Annotated in this window: 18 protein-coding genes, 2 tRNA genes and 1 pseudogene (1 of these 21 only partly in view); 14 read left to right on the top strand and 7 right to left on the bottom strand. The window is 72.1% G+C overall.

The genetic code is table 11. From position 1 onward, the window contains the following. Both V7E46_RS14690 and V7E46_RS14685 read left to right on the top strand, forming a co-directional pair. Nucleotides 1-54 (top strand) — tRNA-Glu (locus V7E46_RS14690); it begins 119 nt to the left of the window's first position. Nucleotides 55-121: 67 nt separating this feature from the next. Beyond that, nucleotides 122-194, top strand: a tRNA-Glu gene (locus V7E46_RS14685). Between the two features lie 150 nt (nucleotides 195-344). Here the strand turns inward: V7E46_RS14685 and ndgR are convergent. Further along, nucleotides 345-1,061 carry an IclR family transcriptional regulator NdgR gene (ndgR, locus tag V7E46_RS14680; RefSeq protein ID WP_327288530.1) on the bottom strand — a complete coding sequence of 239 codons (717 nt, stop codon included), beginning with the start codon at nucleotides 1,059-1,061 and terminating at the stop codon, nucleotides 345-347. A gap of 135 nt (nucleotides 1,062-1,196) precedes the next feature. Between ndgR and leuC the strand changes: the two genes are divergently transcribed. From leuC to V7E46_RS14660, 4 genes are all read left to right on the top strand, one after another. Continuing rightward, nucleotides 1,197-2,621, top strand: coding sequence for a 3-isopropylmalate dehydratase large subunit (gene leuC, locus V7E46_RS14675; protein WP_333768827.1), 1,425 nt, complete (start codon nucleotides 1,197-1,199; stop codon nucleotides 2,619-2,621). Nucleotides 2,622-2,626: 5 nt separating this feature from the next. Then, nucleotides 2,627-3,220, top strand: coding sequence for a 3-isopropylmalate dehydratase small subunit (gene leuD / locus V7E46_RS14670; RefSeq protein WP_333768826.1), 594 nt, complete (start codon nucleotides 2,627-2,629; stop codon nucleotides 3,218-3,220). Between the two features lie 213 nt (nucleotides 3,221-3,433). Beyond that, nucleotides 3,434-3,658 carry a hypothetical protein gene (locus V7E46_RS14665; protein ID WP_329174276.1) on the top strand — a complete coding sequence of 75 codons (225 nt, stop codon included), beginning with the start codon at nucleotides 3,434-3,436 and terminating at the stop codon, nucleotides 3,656-3,658. A gap of 132 nt (nucleotides 3,659-3,790) precedes the next feature. Next, on the top strand, nucleotides 3,791-4,399 hold the full coding sequence (locus V7E46_RS14660; RefSeq protein ID WP_333768825.1) for an HU family DNA-binding protein: 609 nt from the start codon (nucleotides 3,791-3,793) through the stop codon (nucleotides 4,397-4,399). 135 nt (nucleotides 4,400-4,534) lie between these two features. Here V7E46_RS14660 and V7E46_RS14655 read toward each other — a convergent pair whose 3' ends face one another. Then, nucleotides 4,535-4,753, bottom strand: a complete 219-nt coding sequence (locus tag V7E46_RS14655; protein WP_333768824.1) for a hypothetical protein — start codon at nucleotides 4,751-4,753, stop codon at nucleotides 4,535-4,537. A gap of 75 nt (nucleotides 4,754-4,828) precedes the next feature. Continuing rightward, a complete protein-coding gene (gene cofC, locus V7E46_RS14650) occupies nucleotides 4,829-5,452 on the bottom strand; it encodes a 2-phospho-L-lactate guanylyltransferase (RefSeq protein ID WP_329182347.1) in 624 nt (207 codons plus the stop codon). Between the two features lie 128 nt (nucleotides 5,453-5,580). Between cofC and V7E46_RS14645 the strand changes: the two genes are divergently transcribed. The 3 genes from V7E46_RS14645 to V7E46_RS14635 are packed head-to-tail and all read left to right on the top strand — an operon-like array spanning nucleotide 5,581 to nucleotide 8,501. Continuing rightward, entirely contained in the window at nucleotides 5,581-6,303 is a 723-nt protein-coding gene (locus tag V7E46_RS14645) for a lysophospholipid acyltransferase family protein (RefSeq protein ID WP_329174271.1), read from the top strand. 50 nt (nucleotides 6,304-6,353) lie between these two features. Next, nucleotides 6,354-7,301 (top strand): NAD(P)H-dependent glycerol-3-phosphate dehydrogenase, encoded by a 948-nt coding sequence (locus tag V7E46_RS14640; protein ID WP_443054163.1) that lies wholly within the window; start codon nucleotides 6,354-6,356, stop codon nucleotides 7,299-7,301. Nucleotides 7,302-7,313: 12 nt separating this feature from the next. Then, nucleotides 7,314-8,501 carry a D-alanine--D-alanine ligase family protein gene (locus V7E46_RS14635; protein ID WP_333768823.1) on the top strand — a complete coding sequence of 396 codons (1,188 nt, stop codon included), beginning with the start codon at nucleotides 7,314-7,316 and terminating at the stop codon, nucleotides 8,499-8,501. A gap of 37 nt (nucleotides 8,502-8,538) precedes the next feature. On the opposite strand, the gene V7E46_RS14630 is transcribed toward V7E46_RS14635, so the two are convergent. Together V7E46_RS14630 and V7E46_RS14625 are read right to left on the bottom strand one after the other, a co-directional pair. Then, the gene (locus V7E46_RS14630; protein ID WP_333768822.1) at nucleotides 8,539-9,021 is read right to left on the bottom strand and encodes a DUF3515 domain-containing protein; all 483 of its coding nucleotides are present in this window, start codon (nucleotides 9,019-9,021) and stop codon (nucleotides 8,539-8,541) included. A 19-nt stretch (nucleotides 9,022-9,040) separates the two neighbouring features. Next, nucleotides 9,041-9,274, bottom strand: coding sequence for an Lrp/AsnC family transcriptional regulator (locus tag V7E46_RS14625; RefSeq protein WP_073500427.1), 234 nt, complete (start codon nucleotides 9,272-9,274; stop codon nucleotides 9,041-9,043). A gap of 158 nt (nucleotides 9,275-9,432) precedes the next feature. On the opposite strand from V7E46_RS14625, the gene V7E46_RS14620 reads away from it, so the two are divergent. Next, on the top strand, nucleotides 9,433-10,398 hold the full coding sequence (locus V7E46_RS14620) for a thiamine-phosphate kinase (RefSeq protein ID WP_333768821.1): 966 nt from the start codon (nucleotides 9,433-9,435) through the stop codon (nucleotides 10,396-10,398). Continuing rightward, nucleotides 10,395-11,210, top strand: coding sequence for a bifunctional hydroxymethylpyrimidine kinase/phosphomethylpyrimidine kinase (gene thiD, locus V7E46_RS14615; RefSeq protein WP_333768820.1), 816 nt, complete (start codon nucleotides 10,395-10,397; stop codon nucleotides 11,208-11,210). The genes V7E46_RS14620 and thiD overlap by 4 nt, the downstream gene beginning before the upstream one ends. Before the next feature lie 120 nt (nucleotides 11,211-11,330). On the opposite strand, the gene rpmB is transcribed toward thiD, so the two are convergent. Next, nucleotides 11,331-11,516: a 50S ribosomal protein L28 gene (rpmB, locus tag V7E46_RS14610; RefSeq protein WP_033173090.1), complete on the bottom strand. Its 186-nt coding sequence runs from the start codon at nucleotides 11,514-11,516 to the stop codon at nucleotides 11,331-11,333. Nucleotides 11,517-11,957: 441 nt separating this feature from the next. On the opposite strand from rpmB, the pseudogene V7E46_RS14605 reads away from it, so the two are divergent. Continuing rightward, nucleotides 11,958-12,608 (top strand): annotated as a pseudogene (locus V7E46_RS14605) (DAK2 domain-containing protein); the annotation flags it as partial. A 287-nt stretch (nucleotides 12,609-12,895) separates the two neighbouring features. Here V7E46_RS14605 and V7E46_RS14600 read toward each other — a convergent pair. Then, on the bottom strand, nucleotides 12,896-14,488 hold the full coding sequence (locus V7E46_RS14600) for a cellulose binding domain-containing protein (RefSeq protein ID WP_333768819.1): 1,593 nt from the start codon (nucleotides 14,486-14,488) through the stop codon (nucleotides 12,896-12,898). Nucleotides 14,489-14,707: 219 nt separating this feature from the next. Here V7E46_RS14600 and V7E46_RS14595 point away from each other — a divergent pair, with 219 nt between their 5' ends. Next, complete coding sequence (locus V7E46_RS14595) at nucleotides 14,708-15,697, top strand: AraC family transcriptional regulator (RefSeq protein ID WP_333768818.1); 990 nt, start codon at nucleotides 14,708-14,710, stop codon at nucleotides 15,695-15,697. 38 nt (nucleotides 15,698-15,735) lie between these two features. After that, complete coding sequence (locus tag V7E46_RS14590) at nucleotides 15,736-16,170, top strand: SRPBCC family protein (RefSeq protein ID WP_333768817.1); 435 nt, start codon at nucleotides 15,736-15,738, stop codon at nucleotides 16,168-16,170. The last annotated feature ends 384 nt before the right edge of the window (nucleotides 16,171-16,554 follow it).

Here is a 16,554-nt window from a genome sequence, read left to right as displayed (position 1 = left end):
CTAGCACGCCGCCCTCTCAAGGCGGTAGCGCCGGTTCGAATCCGGTCGGGGGTACAGATCCTTTCATTCCGTTCCCTTCGGGTCGCACCCGGACGCGACGACGCGAGGATCGCCAAAGCTCGCCCCCGTTGTGTAGTGGCCTAGCACGCCGCCCTCTCAAGGCGGTAGCGCCGGTTCGAATCCGGTCGGGGGTACTCAGGCACCAGGACATGTGAAGCCCGTCGCGGACGCGACGGGCTTCCGGTGTTTTCCGGGGTCTTCGACGGAAAAGGACGCCGTCCCGGCCCGCGGGGACGGCGCGGGCCGGGACGGCGGGCTTCTCGGGCGGTCTTGGCCGCTGCCGGTCAGCCGGAGCGGCGCAGGGCCTCCGAGAGCCGGCCGGCGGCGTCCACCACGGCCTGGGCGTGCATACGTCCCGGGTGCCGGGTCAGCCGCTCGATGGGGCCTGACACGGACACGGCGGCCACCACGCGGTTCGACGGGCCGCGTACGGGCGCGGACACCGACGCCACGCCCGGCTCGCGCTCGCCGATCGACTGCGACCAGCCCCTGCGGCGTACCCCGGACAGCGCGGTGGCGGTGAAACGGGCGCCCTGCAGACCGCGGTGCAGCCGCTCGGGCTCCTCCCAGGCCATCAGCACCTGCGCGGCGGAGCCCGCCTTCATCGGCAGCGTGGAGCCCACGGGGACGGTGTCCCGCAGCCCTGACAGCCGCTCCGCGGCGGCCACACAGATCCGCATGTCGCCCTGCCGCCGGTACAGCTGGGCGCTCTCGCCGGTCACATCGCGCAGATGCGTGAGCACCGGGCCGGCCGTGGCGAGCAGCCGGTCCTCACCCGCGGCGGCGGCCAGCTCGGACAGCCGCGGCCCGAGGATGAAGCGTCCCTGCATGTCGCGTGCCACCATGCGATGGTGTTCGAGCGCGACCGCCAGCCGGTGCGCGGTGGGGCGGGCGAGGCCCGTGGCGCCGACAAGCCCGGCCAGGGTGGCCGGTCCTGACTCCAGTGCGCTGAGCACCAGAGCAGCCTTGTCGAGAACGCCGACGCCGCTAGAGTTGTCCATGCAACGATACTCACGTCTCACACTGTGAAACGCAAGTTCAATTTTCCCGTGAAGGCGTCACGCTTGGGAAGCACAGCGCAGCACACACACCGAGTTGGCCCGGGGGCGAAGACGACCGGGGCCGGAGGGACAGCGATGGGTAGGACACTCGCGGAAAAGGTCTGGGACGACCATGTCGTCCGCCGCGCCGAAGGCGAACCCGATCTGCTCTTCATCGATCTTCACCTGCTCCACGAGGTGACCAGCCCCCAGGCGTTCGACGGGCTGCGGATGAACGGCCGGCCGGTCCGCCGTACCGACCTCACCATCGCCACCGAGGACCACAACACCCCCACCCTCGACATCGACAAGCCGATCGCCGACCCGGTCTCGCGGACCCAGTTGGAGACGCTGCGCAAGAACTGCGCCGAGTTCGGGGTGCGGCTGCACCCGCTCGGCGACGTCGAGCAGGGCGTCGTGCACGTGGTGGGGCCGCAGCTGGGCCTGACCCAGCCGGGCACCACCGTGGTCTGCGGCGACAGCCACACCTCCACCCACGGTGCCTTCGGCGCGCTGGCGTTCGGCATCGGCACCTCACAGGTCGAGCATGTGCTGGCCACCCAGACGCTGCCGCTCGATCCGTTCAGGACCATGGCCGTCACCGTCGACGGCGAACTCCCCGACGGCGTCACCGCCAAGGACCTGATCCTGGCCGTGATCACCCAGATCGGCACCGGCGGCGGCCAGGGCTATGTCATCGAATACCGCGGCTCGGCCATCGAGAAGCTGTCGATGGAGTCCCGGATGACCGTCTGCAACATGTCGATCGAGGCGGGCGCGCGGGCCGGCATGATCGCCCCCGACCAGATCACCTTCGACTACCTGGAAGGGCGCGACCACGCCCCGAAGGGCGAGGACTGGGACGCGGCGGTCGCGTACTGGAAGACGCTGCGCACCGACGACGACGCGGTCTTCGACCACGAGGTGCGGATCGACGCGAGCACGCTGGCGCCCTTCGTCACCTGGGGCACCAACCCCGGCCAGGGCGCGCCGCTGAGCGCGTCGGTGCCCGACCCGGCGTCCTTCGCCGACCCCGGCGACCGCCTGTCGGCGGAGAAGGCGCTGGAGTACATGGGCCTGACCGCGGGGCAGCCGCTGCGCGAGGTCGCCGTGGACACCGTCTTCGTCGGCTCCTGCACCAACGGCCGGATCGAGGACCTGCGGGCCGCCGCGTCCGTCGTCGAGGGCCGCAAGGTCGCCGACGGTGTCCGGATGCTGGTCGTACCGGGTTCGGTACGGGTCGCGCTGCAGGCCGTCCACGAGGGTCTGGACAAGGTGTTCACCGCGGCCGGCGCCGAATGGCGGCACGCGGGTTGCTCGATGTGCCTGGGTATGAACCCCGACCAACTGGCGCCCGGCGAGCGTTCCGCGTCGACCTCCAACCGCAACTTCGAAGGACGGCAGGGCAAGGGCGGCCGTACGCACCTGGTCTCGCCGCAGGTGGCCGCCGCCACCGCGGTGCTCGGCCACCTCGCCTCGCCCGCCGACCTGTCCGACGCCCCTGTCCTGACGGAGGTCTGAGCCCGATGGAAGCCTTCACCACCCACACCGGCCGGGCCGTACCGCTGCGCCGCGGCAATGTGGACACCGACCAGATCATCCCGGCGCACTGGCTGAAGAAGGTCACCCGCAACGGCTTCGAGGACGGGCTGTTCGAGGCGTGGCGAAAGGACGAGAGCTTCGTCCTCAACGCTCCCGAGTACAAGGGCGCCACCGTTCTGGTCGCAGGACCCGACTTCGGCACCGGATCGTCCCGCGAACATGCGGTGTGGGCGCTGCAGAACTACGGCTTCAAAACCGTGCTCTCGTCCCGCTTCGCGGACATCTTCCGCGGCAACTCGCTCAAGAACGGCCTGCTCACGGTGGTGCTGCCACAGGAGACCGTGGAGCGGCTGTGGCAGCTGGCCGAGGCCGACCCGACAGCCGAGATCACCGTGGACCTGGTGGCCCGCGAGGTCCGCGCCGAGGGCGTGACCGCGTCGTTCGAGCTGGACGACAACGCCCGCTGGCGGCTGCTGGAAGGGCTCGACGACATCAGCCTGACGCTGGCCAACGAGCCGGACATCGCCGCGTTCGAGAGCCGCAGGCCGTCCTTCAAGCCCAGCACCGTCCAGGCCTGATCCCGCCCGACACCTTCCAGAAGCGCCTCCCGCGAACTCGCGGGGGGCGCTTTTCCACGTGTCCGCGGGGCCGCCGGCGGTGCTGTCGGCGGGTTTGCCCAGGGGGTCGCCGGGGGCGCCCTCCGGTCGTCCAAAAGCCCGGCCGAACAGCCCAGGAACACCCGGTTGGCCCTGCCATCGTCGACAACTCGCCGCAGATGGCACAATCGACGCATGGAACGCGACGGCCAACTCCAGCTCTACGGGGTTCTGGCCGCGCGTCTGAAGCAGGCGCACGCCCGGGTGGCCAATCCCGAAGTCCCTGATGAGACCAGGCGGGAGTTGACTCGAAGGCTGCTCGCGGTGACCGCCGCGGCGAAGCACGATCTCGCCGACGCGGCACGGCGTCTGGAGGTGCTGACGGCCGAGTTGGACGACCTCGGAATCCCCGATCGGTGATCACACAGGCCCCCGAGTTCGTTGCGGCACAAGGGTGATTCGCCCGTTTCGTATTTGATTTGCGGTATATATCCGCCTAGCGTGCGAAAAGGCCCGCACTCATTCGCCGGGCAAGTTTCCGAAGGGGAAGACGTGAACAAGGCGCAGCTCGTAGAAGCGATTGCCGACAAGGTAGGCGGCCGGCAGGCCGCCGCGGACGCGGTTGACGCGGTTCTCGACGCGATCGTCCGCGCGACGGTTTCCGGCGACCGGGTCTCGGTCACCGGATTCGGGTCGTTCGAGAAGGTCGAACGCCCGGCCCGCTACGCCCGCAATCCCCAGACCGGGGAGCGGGTCAGGGTCAAGAAGACCTCAGTGCCGCGGTTCCGCGCGGGGCAGGGCTTCAAGGACCTGGTCAGCGGGGCGAAGAAGCTCCCGCGCGGTGGCGAGGTCGCGGTCAAGAAGGCCCCCAAGGGCAGCCTGAGCGGTGGTCCTTCCACCACCGCGCGGACCACCACCAAGAAGGCCGCGGCGAAGCAGGCCACCTCGGCCCGCAAGACCGCCGCCAAGAAGACCACCGCGGCCACGAAGACGGCCGCGAAGACCACCGCGGCGAAGAAGTCCACGACCAAGAAGGCGGCGGCCAAGAAGGCCACCGCCAAGAAGGCGCCGGCCAAGAAGGCCACCGCCAAGAAGACCCCGGGCAAGAAGACCGCGGCGCGCAAGACCAGTACCAGTGCCAAGCGGGCCGCCGCGAGGTAGGCCTCCGGCGCCGCCGGACGACCGCGACGGGCCGGGCACCCCGGGAGGGGTCGCCCGGCCCGCGCCGTTTTCCCGCCCCGCCGTTCGGGCCGCGCCGTTTTCCCGCCCCGCCGTTTTCCCGCCGCCCGTGCGGCCTTACGCGCCTGGGTCCGGATACGTCTGTAGCGTCACGAAGACCACCCGCCGCGCGTCGCCCTCGCCCTCGGTGCGGATCCGCACCCGCTGGCCGGGGCGCAGCAGCCGCAGGCCGCCCGCGTCGAAGGCCGCGGCGTCGAACGCCACCGGCGTCCCGTCGTCCAGCAGCACACTGCCCGCCCGGGTGCCGGGGTCATAGGTGAACGCCGTCGCTTGCATGGCCCCAGCCTAGGGCCTGCCGTCCGGGCCGCCGCGGCGCCGTGAAGGCCCGCACGACAGGCCGGGACGCGGGCGTCAGGCGGTGCGGGCCGGGAAGAGCAGCGAGGTGCGCGGACCCAGGCCCAGAGCGCGGGCAGCGTCCAGGTCCGCCGCGGTGTCCACGTCCTGCCGCACCGACGGCACCGCGGCCAGCGTGATCTCACGTGCCCCCGAGGCGAGGTGGCGGGACCGGGAGGCGCCGCCGAAGCCGGGGGAGAGGGCGACACCGGGGGACGCGGTGAGCAAGGTTGTTCCCGGACCCGCCGTATCGGCCAGGAACGCCCGCCCGGGCAGCCGCGCGGCCTCCCGCAGCACTGCGCCCAGTTCGGCGGGCCGCAAGGCCGGGAGATCGCCGTTCAGCGCCCCGACGCCCGCCGACGCCCGCCGCTGCCGTACGAGACCGGCGCCGTACCGCAGCGCCGCGTTCAGCCCCGCCGCCGGCACGTCGGCCGCCACGAAAGCCCCCAGCCCGGCCACTTCGGCGCCCGCCGTCGGGTCGTCGGTGACCACCGTGACATCCGCCACCTCAGGGCACGCCAGCGCGGCGCCCACCGTGTCGAGCACGAAGGCCAGCGCCAGCGCCGGGCGTACCGCCCCCGCCGCCGACAGCCTGCTCTTGGCCACCGCCAGCGGCTTGAGCGGCACCACCAGCGACCACATCCCCGTCACATCCACCTCACCATTGTCACCGAGTGCCAGAGCTGCCCCCCGGCGCCCTGAGACCTGGCGTTAGTCTCTGGTAGCCGCGATGCTGAGCGGCAGCGCCATCGCAACGAAGAGGAGTCCGGGTGTCCCGCCGCAGAATCGGTTTCTGGTACCGCCTGGCGGCTGTCATCGCGAAACCGCCGCTCATTGTGCTGTTCAAGCGGGATTGGCGCGGAATGGAGCACATTCCCGTCAACGATGGATTCATCACCGCGGTGAACCACAACTCGTACCTGGACCCGCTGTCCTACGCGCATTTCCAGTACAACACCGGCCGGGTGCCCCGCTTCCTGGCCAAGGCCGGACTCTTCAAACCGCTGTTCGTCGGCAGCGTGCTGCGCGGCACCGGCCAGATCCCGGTCTTCCGCGAGACCACCGACGCCGCCAACGCCTTCCGTGCCGCGGTCGCCGCGATCGAGGCCGGCGAATGCGTCGCCTTCTACCCGGAAGGCACCCTCACCCGCGACCCCGACCAGTGGCCGATGGTCTCCAAGACCGGCGTCGCCCGGGTCGCGCTGCTCACCAAGGCCCCGGTCATCCCGGTCGCCCAGTGGGGCGCCAACGAGGTGATGCCGCCGTACGCCAAGGAGAAGCGGCTCCGGCTCTTCCCCCGCAAGACGCTGCGGGTGCTGGCCGGGCCGCCGGTCGACCTCGACGCCTTCTACGGCCAGGAGCCCACCGCAGAGACGCTGCGCGCGGTCACCGAGACCATCATGCGCAGCGTCGCCGAACTCCTCGCGGAATTGCGCGGCGAGACCGCCCCCGACGGTCTGTACGACCCGCGCAAGGCCCGGGGGGGCAAGTGACGACGCGCTGCGCGGTCTTCGGCACCGGCTCGTGGGGCACCGCCTTCGCCATGGTGCTCGCCGACGCCGGATGCCAGGTGTCGCTGTGGGGCCGCAGGCCCGCACTGGTCGACGCGATCAACACCACCCGGCACAATCCCGAGTATTTCCCGCAGCTCGAACTGCCCGCCTCCGTCACGGCCACCGCCGACCCCGCGCAGGCGGCGCGGGACGCGGAACTGGTCTTCCTCACCGTCCCCTCGCAGACCCTGCGCGGCAATCTCGCCGAGTGGGCGCCGCTGCTGCGCGACGACGCGGTATTGGTCAGCCTGATGAAGGGCGTCGAACTCGGCACCGCCAAGCGGATGAGCGAGGTCATCGAGGAGGTCGCCAAGACCGGACCCGACCGGGTCGCCGTGCTGTCGGGGCCCAATCTCGCGCCCGAGATCGCCGAGCGGCAGCCCGCCGCCTCCGTCGTCGCCTGCCGGGACGACGCCGTCGCCCGCCGCATCCAGGCCGCCTGCCACACCCCGTACTTCCGCCCGTACACCAACACCGACGTCGTCGGCTGCGAACTGGGCGGCGCGGTCAAGAACGTCATCGGGCTCGCCGTCGGCATCGCCGACGGCATGGGGCTCGGCGACAACACCAAGGCGTCGCTGATCACCCGCGGCCTGGCCGAGACCACCAGGCTCGGCCTGGCGATGGGCGCCGACGCGCACACCTTCGCGGGCCTGGCCGGCATGGGCGACCTGGTCGCCACCTGCTCCTCGCCGCTGTCCCGCAACCACACCTTCGGCACCAACCTCGGCCGCGGCATGACCCTGGCCGAGACGATCGCCGTCACCCGGCGCACCGCGGAGGGCGTCAAGTCCTGCGAATCGGTGGCCGATCTCGCCCGCCGCCACGGCGTGGACATGCCGATCACCGAGACGGTGGTCGATATCGTGCACAACGGGAAGCCGCCGGTCGTAGCCGTGCGGGAGTTGATGTCACGCTCCGCGAAGCCCGAAAGGTAAGGTCAACGCGACATGAGCAACCTGCCTTCTCCCCAGAGTCCGGGACCCGACGAGAGCGCCGACCGCCCGGCGCCGTCCGGTTACGTACGCAAGCCGCGCGTCGCCGTCGTCTTCGGCGGGCGCAGCTCCGAGCACGGTGTCTCGGTGGTGACCGCGGCAAGCCTGCTGCGGGCCATCGACCGCACCAAGTACGACGTCCTGCCCATCGGCATCACCACCGAGGGCCGCTGGGCGCTGACCGCCGACGCGCCGGACCGGATGGCCATCGCCGACCGCACGATGCCCACCGTGGAACAGGTCGCCGACCAGGAGGGCACAGTCGTCCTCCCGGTGGACCCGGCCAACCGCGAGGTCGTCTACACCGAGACCGGCGCCGTCCCCAAGGCGCTCGGGGAGGTCGACGTCGTCTTCCCGCTGCTGCACGGCCCCTACGGCGAGGACGGCACCCTCCAGGGCCTGCTCGAACTATCCGGCGTCCCTTACGTCGGCGCGGGCGTGCTCGCCTCCGCCGTCGGCATGGACAAGGAGTACATGAAGCGGATCTTCACCTCCTTCGGCCTGGCCGTCGGCCCCTACACCGTGGTCCGCCCGCGGGAATGGGAGCAGGACCCGGGCGCGGTACGCGACCGCCTCATCGGCTTCGCCGCCGAGCACGGCTGGCCGCTGTTCGTGAAGCCCGCCCGCGGCGGCTCCTCCTTCGGCATCAGCAAGGTCGAAGGCCCCGACGGGCTGGACGCGGCAATTGCCGAGGCCCGCAGGCACGACCCGAAGCTCGTCGTCGAGGCGCTGCTGAGCGGCCGGGAGATCGAGTGCGGGGTGCTCGAGTTCGAGGACGGCCCGCGCGCGTCGGTGCCCGCCGAGATCCCCCCGGTCACCACCCACGCCTTCTACGACTTCGAGGCGAAGTACATCGACTCGGCGGAGGGCGTCGTGCCCGCGCCGCTCACCCCCGAGCAGACCGCCGAGGTGCAGCGGCTGGCCGTCGCCGCCTTCGAGGCCGCCTCCTGCGAGGGCCTGGTCAGGGCGGACTTCTTCCTGCTGGACAGCGGCGAGTTCGTGATCAACGAGATCAACACCATGCCGGGCTTCACCCCGATCTCGATGTACCCGCGGATGTGGCAGGAGAGCGGCGTCGGCTACCCCGAACTGGTCGACCGGCTCATCCAGGCGGCGCTGCGCCGCTCCACCGGCCTGCGCTGACACGTCCCTGCCGGCCGGCGGCCGGCAGGGCGCCCGCTCACAGACCGGGGATCGTCCTGGTCACCGCGTCGGCGAGATCGGTCAGCGGGCCGAGATCGCCGGCGTACTTCTTCGGCAGCGTCACCTCGACGTACGCCGTGCGCAGGGTCGTGGTGAGCCGGAACGACCCGCCGGACCCGTGCTCGATGGACCAGCCGACCCCGTCCACCTCGACGCCGTCGGCCTCGGGATTGTTGTCCACCGCCGGTCGCGGCACCCCGCAGCGCAGTACGATCGCCGGGTCCCCCCACCCGGTGATCAATTCGGAGCGCGGCTTGAGATCATGCCGGGAAAGCCCCGCGACCCGCTGCGGCAAAGCGTCGTGCAGCGCATGGCAGTAACCGGCGGTGCGCGCGTCGGGAACCGGTACGGCGACGGAGTCGTCACCGCCACCGGGCATGGCGAAAGCGTAGGCCGCCGCCGCGGCAAGGCACGCGACGGCGGACACGTTGATCAGGACGACCCGGTGATACAGCGCCATCGGGCGAGCATATCGGGGGCTAGATATGGACGACCGGACAGGTGAGAGTCCGGGTGATTCCGTCCACTTGCTGGACCTTGGCCACCACCATGCGGCCGAGTTCGTCGACCGTGTCCGCCCGGGCCCTGACGATCACGTCATAGGGGCCCGTGACGTCCTCGGCCTGAATGACGCCGTCGATCTTGGAAATCACCTCCGCTACTGCCGAGGCCTTGCCGACCTCGGTCTGGATCAGGATGTAGGCCTGTACCACGGAACCTCCAGGGCGGCTACGAGGATCATGTGGGAAGGGGGACGCCACGTTATCGCGTCGTCGCGCACAGCGGGGAGACCCGCGCGGTACCTGACCCCCGTATTGACGGGAAACACGCAGCAGAACCGGCGAATGCCGAGACTTAAGGGGACGATGAGATGAAGGGGACTGTGGGCGAGTTGGGGGAGTTCGGGCTCATCAGGGAACTGACCTCCCGCCTCACCTCGACCCCGGCCGTGGAAATCGGCCCCGGTGACGACGCGGCCGTCGTCACCGCGCCCGACCGGCGGGTGGTGGCCACCACCGACATCCTGCTCGAAGGCCGGCACTTCCGCCGCGACTGGTCCACTGCCTACGACGTCGGCCGCAAGGCCGCCGCCCAGAACCTCGCGGACATCGCCGCCATGGGCGCCGTCCCCACGGCCGTGCTGCTCGGCCTGGTCGTGCCCACCGAACTCCCCGCCACCTGGCCGGTCGAGCTGATGGACGGCATCCGCGACGAATGCCAGGTCGCCGGCGCGGCCGTGGTCGGCGGCGACGTCGTACGCGGCGACACCATCACCGTCGCCATCACCGCGCTGGGGGACCTGCGCAACAGCGACGCCGTCACCCGGTCCGGGGCGCGCCCCGGCGACGTCATCGCCGTCACCGGCTGGCTCGGCTGGTCGGCCGCGGGACTCGCCGTCCTGTCCCGCGGCTTCCGCTCCCCGCGCGCCTTCGTCGAGGCGCACCGCCGCCCCGAACCGCCTTACCACGCCGGCCCCGCGGCGGCCGAACTCGGCGCCACCGCCATGACCGACGTCAGCGACGGCCTGGTCGCAGACCTCGGCCACATCGCCACCGCCAGCGGCGCCGACATCGACCTGCGTTCCGCCGACATCGACGTACCCGCCCAGATGACCGACATCGGGCAGGCCGTCGGCGTCGACCCGCTGCACTGGGTGCTCACCGGCGGCGAGGACCACGCCATCGTCGCGGCCTTCCCGCCCGACGTGAAACTGCCCGCCCGCTGGCGGGTCATCGGCTCGGTCAGGGCGCCGGCCGGCCGCGCCCCGCAGGTCACCGTGGACGGTGCGCCGTGGGAGAAGGCAGGCGGCTGGGACCACTTCGGCGACGACGCGTGACGCTCCCGCCCCCGGCCCGGGTGCTCACCGTCGCCGGGTCCGACTCCGGCGGCGGTGCGGGCATCCAGGCCGACCTCAAGACGATGCTCGCCCTCGGCGTCCACGGCATGAGCGTGATCACCGCGGTGACCGCGCAGAACTCGCTCGGCGTGCGCGGCTCCTGGGACCTGCCGCAGGAAGCGGTACGCGCGCAGTTCAGGGCCGTCGTGGACGACATCGGCGTCCAGGCGGTCAAGACCGGCATGCTCGGCTCCGCCGAACTGGCCGGGACCGTCGCCGACCTGGTCACCGGCCTCGACGTCCCCGTCGTCGTCGATCCGGTCGGCGTCTCCAAGCACGGCGACAGCCTGCTGCGCGGCGACGCGCCCGACGTCGTCCGTACCCGGCTGCTGCCGCTGGCCACCGTCGCCACGCCCAACCTGGACGAGGTCACCCGGCTCACCGGGATCGTCGTCACCGACCGGGAGGGCATGCGGGCCGCCGCCGACGCCGTCCTGGCCTGCGGCCCGCGCTGGGCGCTGGTCAAGGGCGGCCACCTGCCGGGCGCCGACCGCCACGCGGAGTGCGCCGACCTGCTCTCCGACGGCCGCACCGAGCGGTGGTTCCACGCCCCCCGCCATGCCAACGCCCACACCCACGGCACCGGCTGCACCCTGGCCAGCGCGCTGGCCTCCTACCTCGCCCTCGGCCACGAGGTGCCCGCCGCGGTGGGCCTGGCGAAGTCCTATGTCACCGGGGCGATCGCGGCCGGCTTCCCGCTGGGCGCCGGCATCGGCCCGGTCGACCACGGCTGGCGCACCCGGACACGCTGAAAAGCCGGCCCACCCGAAGGTGGACCGGCTTTCCGGAGCCGGAAGGCTGCGCCGCTGCGAGGTGCCGCGTCAGCGCGGACCGGGTCCCTTCCGCCCCTGCGGGCGGAGGGGGGTCACTCGCTAGCGCGAGACCTTGCCGGCCTTGATGCACGAGGTGCAGACATTGAGCCGCTTCGGCGTCTTCCCCACGACTGCGCGCACCCGCTGGATGTTGGGGTTCCAACGACGCGGGGTACGGCGGTGCGAGTGGGAAATGCTGTTGCCGAAGCCCGGCCCCTTGCCGCAGACGTCGCAGTTGGCAGCCACGGGACACTCCAAAGACTTCAGATGCATTTACGAGGAAAAGCCCGGGAGAACCCCAGGCAACCGGAGCAGCATACAACGGCTGCGCCCATGCAACGAAACTACCACGCTCCCGGAGGTGCCCCCGCCGTGCCCGCGGGCCCGGGTGCGCACCTCGGGGCGGTGCCGGTCCGTTCCCCCACGCGCAGCCGCAGCCGAGAAGCGAACAGGCCGGAGCTGCCGCCCGGGGGCGCGGGGAACCGCGCGACAGGCCACAGCGCACCGCCAGTGTGAACGCCACAGGACGGGGCACCCCCCCCAGGGGCGCGGGGAACCGCGCGACAAGCCCCCACCGGCGGGGAGGCGGGGAGTCCGGGCCGCGGCCCGGACAGGCACGGGCAGGACGGGCGGAGCCCGACGGACGACTACGCTCACCCGGAGAAAACGCACTCCGCAGGAGGATTCGTGCCGCCCTCGCTCGACGCACCCGCAGTGCGCACTTGGTGCCGGCTCGCCCTCGCCGCCCTGGGCCGCGCCCGGGAAGAGATCGACGCGATCAACGTCTACCCCGTCGCCGACGGCGACACCGGCACCAACCTCTACCTCACCGTCGAGTCCGCCGCCCAGTCCGTGGAAGCCGTCTTCGACGCCCACGCGTCGGCGGACCCGGCCGCCCGCCCGACGCTGCCCGAGGCCTTCCGGGCGATGTCCCACGGCGCCCTCATCGGTGCCCGCGGCAATTCCGGCACGATCCTGGCCCAGCTGCTGCGCGGCATGAACGAACCGCTCGCCCACGCCGCGGGCGACCCGGACGCCGCCGCGCTCCGCCTGGCGCTGCGCTCCGCCGCGGACTCCGCGTACGAGGCCGTCGCCCACCCGGCGGAGGGCACGATGCTCACCGTGGCGTCCGCCGCGGCAAGCGCGGCGCAGGCGGCCGACGGCGGCCTGGCCGACGTGGTGCGCGCCGCCCACACCGGCGCCCGCGCGGCGCTGGCCGCGACTCCGGGCCAGCTCGGCGTCCTGCGGGCCGCCGGTGTCGTGGACGCCGGCGGCCTCGGCCTGGTCGCGGTGCTGGGCGCGCTGTCCGACGCCGTGACCGGGGACGCCTCGATGCGTACCGACACCGCCGCGGGCGCGGGCACGTCCTTCCGCACCGGGGAGCCGGCGGAGCCGGACGGGTGGGGGGGGGGCGCGGAGCCGCGCATGGACGGCTCCTTGGCGTGGGGGGTATGGGAGCGCTCCCATCGTCCCGGTGCCGGGTCGGCGGCGTCAACGGGCGGTCGCCCGCGGATCGCTGGCGGCTGAACCGGGTAAGCGCGCTTGTCCGTGCCGGCGTCGTGCGTACGGCCCCCGCCGCCGTCGGCCGGCGGGGGCCGTGGCTGCCGTGCGGCGGCGTCCCGGGGTCAGGACACCGTGCAGGCCTTGCCGTTGAGGGTGAAGGCGGTCGGCTTGCCGTTCGTACCGGTCGTCGAGGAGGCGCTGAAACCGAAGGCGACGTTGCCGCCGGCCGCAATGGCCGCGTTGTAGGGGGCGTTGGCGGCGGTGACCTGCCTGCCGCTCTGGGTCACCACCGCGTTCCAGATGTTGGTGACCTGCTGGCCGCCGGGGAAGCTGAACACCAGCGACCAGCCGTTGATCGCGGCGCCGCCGTTGGTGACGGTCACATTCGCGTTGAAGGCGCTGCCCCAGTCGTTGATGTCGTAGCCGACCGAGCACGCGCCGGTGGGCGGTGTGGTCGGAGGAGTCGTCGGGGGCGTGGTGGGCGGTGTGGTCGGAGGAGTCGTCGGCGGCGTGGTGGGCGGTGTGGCGCCGCCGCTCTTGGCCTTGTCGGCGTTGGAGTGGGCGGTGAAGTAGGTCAGCGCCGCGTCACCGTGCAGGACCCCGTAGTTGCCGTCCTTGCTGCTGTTCATGTACCACCAGAAGGCGTCCGCGTCGCCGTTGCCCGCCTCCATCGTGCTGTAGATGGCCGGCCAGTAGGTGCTGCGGGTGCTCGCCGAGGTGTTGAACTCCCCCAGGAAGAAGGGCTTCCCCGCGCCGGTGTGGGCGTCGGTGATGTATTTGGCCACCAGCGTCTGGGTGGCGCTCACCGACAGGTTCGCCCAGCCCTCGGTCGGATAGATGTGCGCGGAGCAGAAGTCGATCACCGGCGACTGGCACTCGTAGGTGTACGGCACCCCGTTGTCGCTGCCGTAGCCGTACGAACTGCCCTGTCCCTCGATGCCGTTGTCTACCATGTGGTTGGCGTCGATGTTCTTGATGTACGCGCCGACCTTGTCCTCCCACGCGCGGAAGACGGTGCCCGCGGTGTTCTCCGCCGGGGTCTCGTCCTGGTAGCGGGGCTCGTTCATCAGCTCCCAGGAGAAGATCGTCGGATCGTTCTTGTAGGCGACACCGGTGTAGTGGTTGACCCGGTTGAGCGCGTAGTTGACGTAGAACTCGTAGTCGGCGAGGCAGCCGGCGCACTTGGCGGGGTCGAAGAAGTTCCCCGAGTTGGCGGTGGAGACGCCTTCCCAGCCCAGGACGGTGTTCACTCCGCCGTAGGCGGTCCAGTAGTTCTCCATCGCCGGCACGACCCGCAGCCCGTGCTGCGCCGCCGAGTACAGGATGTAGTCGAACTCGGCCCACTCCTGCTCGTTCATGGTGTTCTTGGCGGGCTCGAAGCCGTGCCAGCTCTCGTGGTCGAACATCCAGGTGCGGACGACGGTGACGCCGTCCGAGGCCATGTCGGCCATCTCGCTGTCGATGGCCGCCTTGTCCATGTACTGCGTCTCGGTGTCGCCCGAGCCGCTGCCGAAGGTGAACAGGTCGTAGGAGTTGGCGCCGGCGAAGTACGCGGTGCGCCCGTCGACACAGAAGTGCGTGCCGCAGCGCTGGACGAAGCCGGCCCCCGCGGCCCGCGCGGGACCGGGGGCCGCGATGACGAGCAGGGCCATCGTCAGTGCCGTCGTCACCGCGGCGAGGGCCGCCAGCCATGTGCGTCGTGCTGGGAGTCTCATGCATTCTCCTCGGAATGTCCGGACGTTCCCTGACAGGAAGGCTGAGAAGATGACAGCGGAGCCGGATGGCGACCGATCGCTGTACCGGTTAAGCACCAAGAAGCTACCGGCCGTTGACGCAAAGTCAAGGGCCAGGACCGCACGTCGCCGCGGAGACGCGCCGTACGCGCCGAAGCCGCGTTCATGCGTGTCCGTCTCGCCCCTGGGTAGCCACACGGTGTGGACGTACTGAGCGATGTGATCGCGGTGATGCGCACCGGGCGTCCGCGGTCGGCTCTGGTGCGCCACCACGCCCCCTGGGCGCGGGAATTCGCGTCGGCGCCGGGGTCGGCCGGACTCCATGTGGTGCTGCGCGGCTCGTGCGTGCTGCGGCCCACCGCCGCCGCCACCGCACAGCAGGCCGTCGATGCCGGCCCGGGCGATGTGGTGTTCGTGCCGCGCGGCACCGCTCATGTGCTCGCCGACAGTCCGGGCACCGCGGTCACGGCGCCGCCCTGCGAGCCCGGCGCCCCGCCCCGTCCTGCCGCCGGCGCCGACCGGGCGGACGGCACCGGCCCCGCGACCGTGCTGCTGTGCGGCGCCTACCGCCTCGACCCGCAGCGCACCCATCCGCTGCTCGCGGCACTGCCCGACCTGGTCCACCTGCCGGCGGCGCCGGCCGGCCACCAGGAACCGACGGCGGCCGTACGCCTGTTGGCCGGTGAACTGGAGCGCCCCCGGCTCGGTACCGACGCGATCGTGCCGTCACTGCTCGACGCGCTGCTGCTGTACGTCCTGCGCGCGTGGTACGGCGACGCGCCGCTGCGGGGCGGCCGGCTGGCGACCGGCTGGGCCGCGGCACTCAACGACCCGCCCGTGGCGGCCGGTTTGCGCGCGATGCACCGGACTCCGGCCGCGCCCTGGACCGTTGAGCGGCTGGCACGCGAGGCGGGCCTGTCGCGGGCGGCCTTCGCCCGGCGCTTCACCGCGCTGACCGGCCGGCCGCCGCTGGGCTATCTGACCTGGTGGCGGATGACGCTGGCGGCCCGGCTGCTGTCGACCTCCGCGCTGCCGCTGGCCTCGGTCGCCGCACAGGTGGGCTACACCTCGGAATTCGCCTTCGCGCACGCGTTCAAGCGGTGGTGCGGCACAGCGCCGGGCCGCTACCGGCGGGCGCACCCGCAGGACGGTCCGCACCGGGGACGGACCTCGCCTACTGACGGTATGTAAGCGGTAGTGTGGCCGGTATCCGGCCGGAAGGAGTGCCCGTGCCCGCCTACTCGTACGCGCTGACCATCGACGCCCCGGCGCCGCGGGTCTGGCAGGTGCTCACCGAGGTGGAGCGCTGGCCGGAACTGACCGCTTCCATGACATCCGTGCGCGGCCTCGACGGGCCGCGGGTCACGGTCGGCGCCCGCTTCGAGGTGCGGCAGCCGAGGCTCCGCAAGGCGGTGTGGACCGTCACGCGGCTCGACGAAAACACCTCCTTCGTCTGGGAGTCGCGCGCGCCGGGCGTCGTCTCGTCCGGCGCCCACCTGCTGGAGCCGGACGGCGGCGGCACCCGGCTCACCCTGACCCTGGAGCAGTCCGGCGTCCTCGCCTGGCCGATCGGCCTGCTGGCGGGCGGCACCGTCCGCCGCTACCTCACGCTGGAGGCCGAGGGCGTCAGGTCCCGCAGCGAGCAGCCGCCCGGCCGGCCGTAGCGTCGGGGCGGGCGACACGCCGTGCCCCGGGTCCGCACGGCACGCGGTGCGGTCACCGGACGGGCGGACCGACGTACCCGAGCCGCGCGCCCTCCCACGACCCGAGATCGCAGCGGACTGGCGTGGGAGTCCCCTCGCCTCGCGGCCCTGCCGCGCTGCGGACTGCACTTGGACCTGCCGCCCTCCTACGTGCCGCCGGGCGACAGCGTCGATTCGGTCGGCCCGCTGGGCAGGGGTACGGGCCGGTCGTCGGAGATCCCGCACGCGGATCTGCGGACCTACCTGCCCTCCTCCGCACGCGACGAGGTCACGAGGAGAGCGGAGGCCTTCGGGGGGGGGGGGGGGGGGGGGGGGGGGGGGGGGGGGGGGGGGGGGGGGGGGGGG

This window comes from Streptomyces sp. IBSBF 2435 (assembly GCF_036815005.1).
Classification (GTDB): domain Bacteria; phylum Actinomycetota; class Actinomycetes; order Streptomycetales; family Streptomycetaceae; genus Actinacidiphila.
Note: the sequence above shows the minus strand (reverse complement) of the source record. Positions and strands in the feature narration are given on the sequence as shown.

What these genes read in the sequence shown, in the direction of transcription:
- ndgR (WP_327288530.1), bottom strand. Translation starts at nt 1,061, where the DNA reads ATGGACAACTCTAGCGGCGTCGGCGTTCTCGACAAGGCTGCTCTGGTG.
- leuC (WP_333768827.1), top strand. Translation starts at nt 1,197, where the DNA reads ATGGGTAGGACACTCGCGGAAAAGGTCTGGGACGACCATGTCGTCCGC.
- leuD (WP_333768826.1), top strand. Translation starts at nt 2,627, where the DNA reads ATGGAAGCCTTCACCACCCACACCGGCCGGGCCGTACCGCTGCGCCGC.
- V7E46_RS14665 (WP_329174276.1), top strand. Translation starts at nt 3,434, where the DNA reads ATGGAACGCGACGGCCAACTCCAGCTCTACGGGGTTCTGGCCGCGCGT.
- V7E46_RS14655 (WP_333768824.1), bottom strand. Translation starts at nt 4,753, where the DNA reads ATGCAAGCGACGGCGTTCACCTATGACCCCGGCACCCGGGCGGGCAGT.
- cofC (WP_329182347.1), bottom strand. Translation starts at nt 5,452, where the DNA reads ATGTGGTCGCTGGTGGTGCCGCTCAAGCCGCTGGCGGTGGCCAAGAGC.
- V7E46_RS14640 (WP_443054163.1), top strand. Translation starts at nt 6,354, where the DNA reads ATGGTGCTCGCCGACGCCGGATGCCAGGTGTCGCTGTGGGGCCGCAGG.
- V7E46_RS14635 (WP_333768823.1), top strand. Translation starts at nt 7,314, where the DNA reads ATGAGCAACCTGCCTTCTCCCCAGAGTCCGGGACCCGACGAGAGCGCC.
- V7E46_RS14630 (WP_333768822.1), bottom strand. Translation starts at nt 9,021, where the DNA reads ATGGCGCTGTATCACCGGGTCGTCCTGATCAACGTGTCCGCCGTCGCG.
- V7E46_RS14620 (WP_333768821.1), top strand. Translation starts at nt 9,433, where the DNA reads ATGAAGGGGACTGTGGGCGAGTTGGGGGAGTTCGGGCTCATCAGGGAA.
- V7E46_RS14600 (WP_333768819.1), bottom strand. Translation starts at nt 14,488, where the DNA reads ATGAGACTCCCAGCACGACGCACATGGCTGGCGGCCCTCGCCGCGGTG.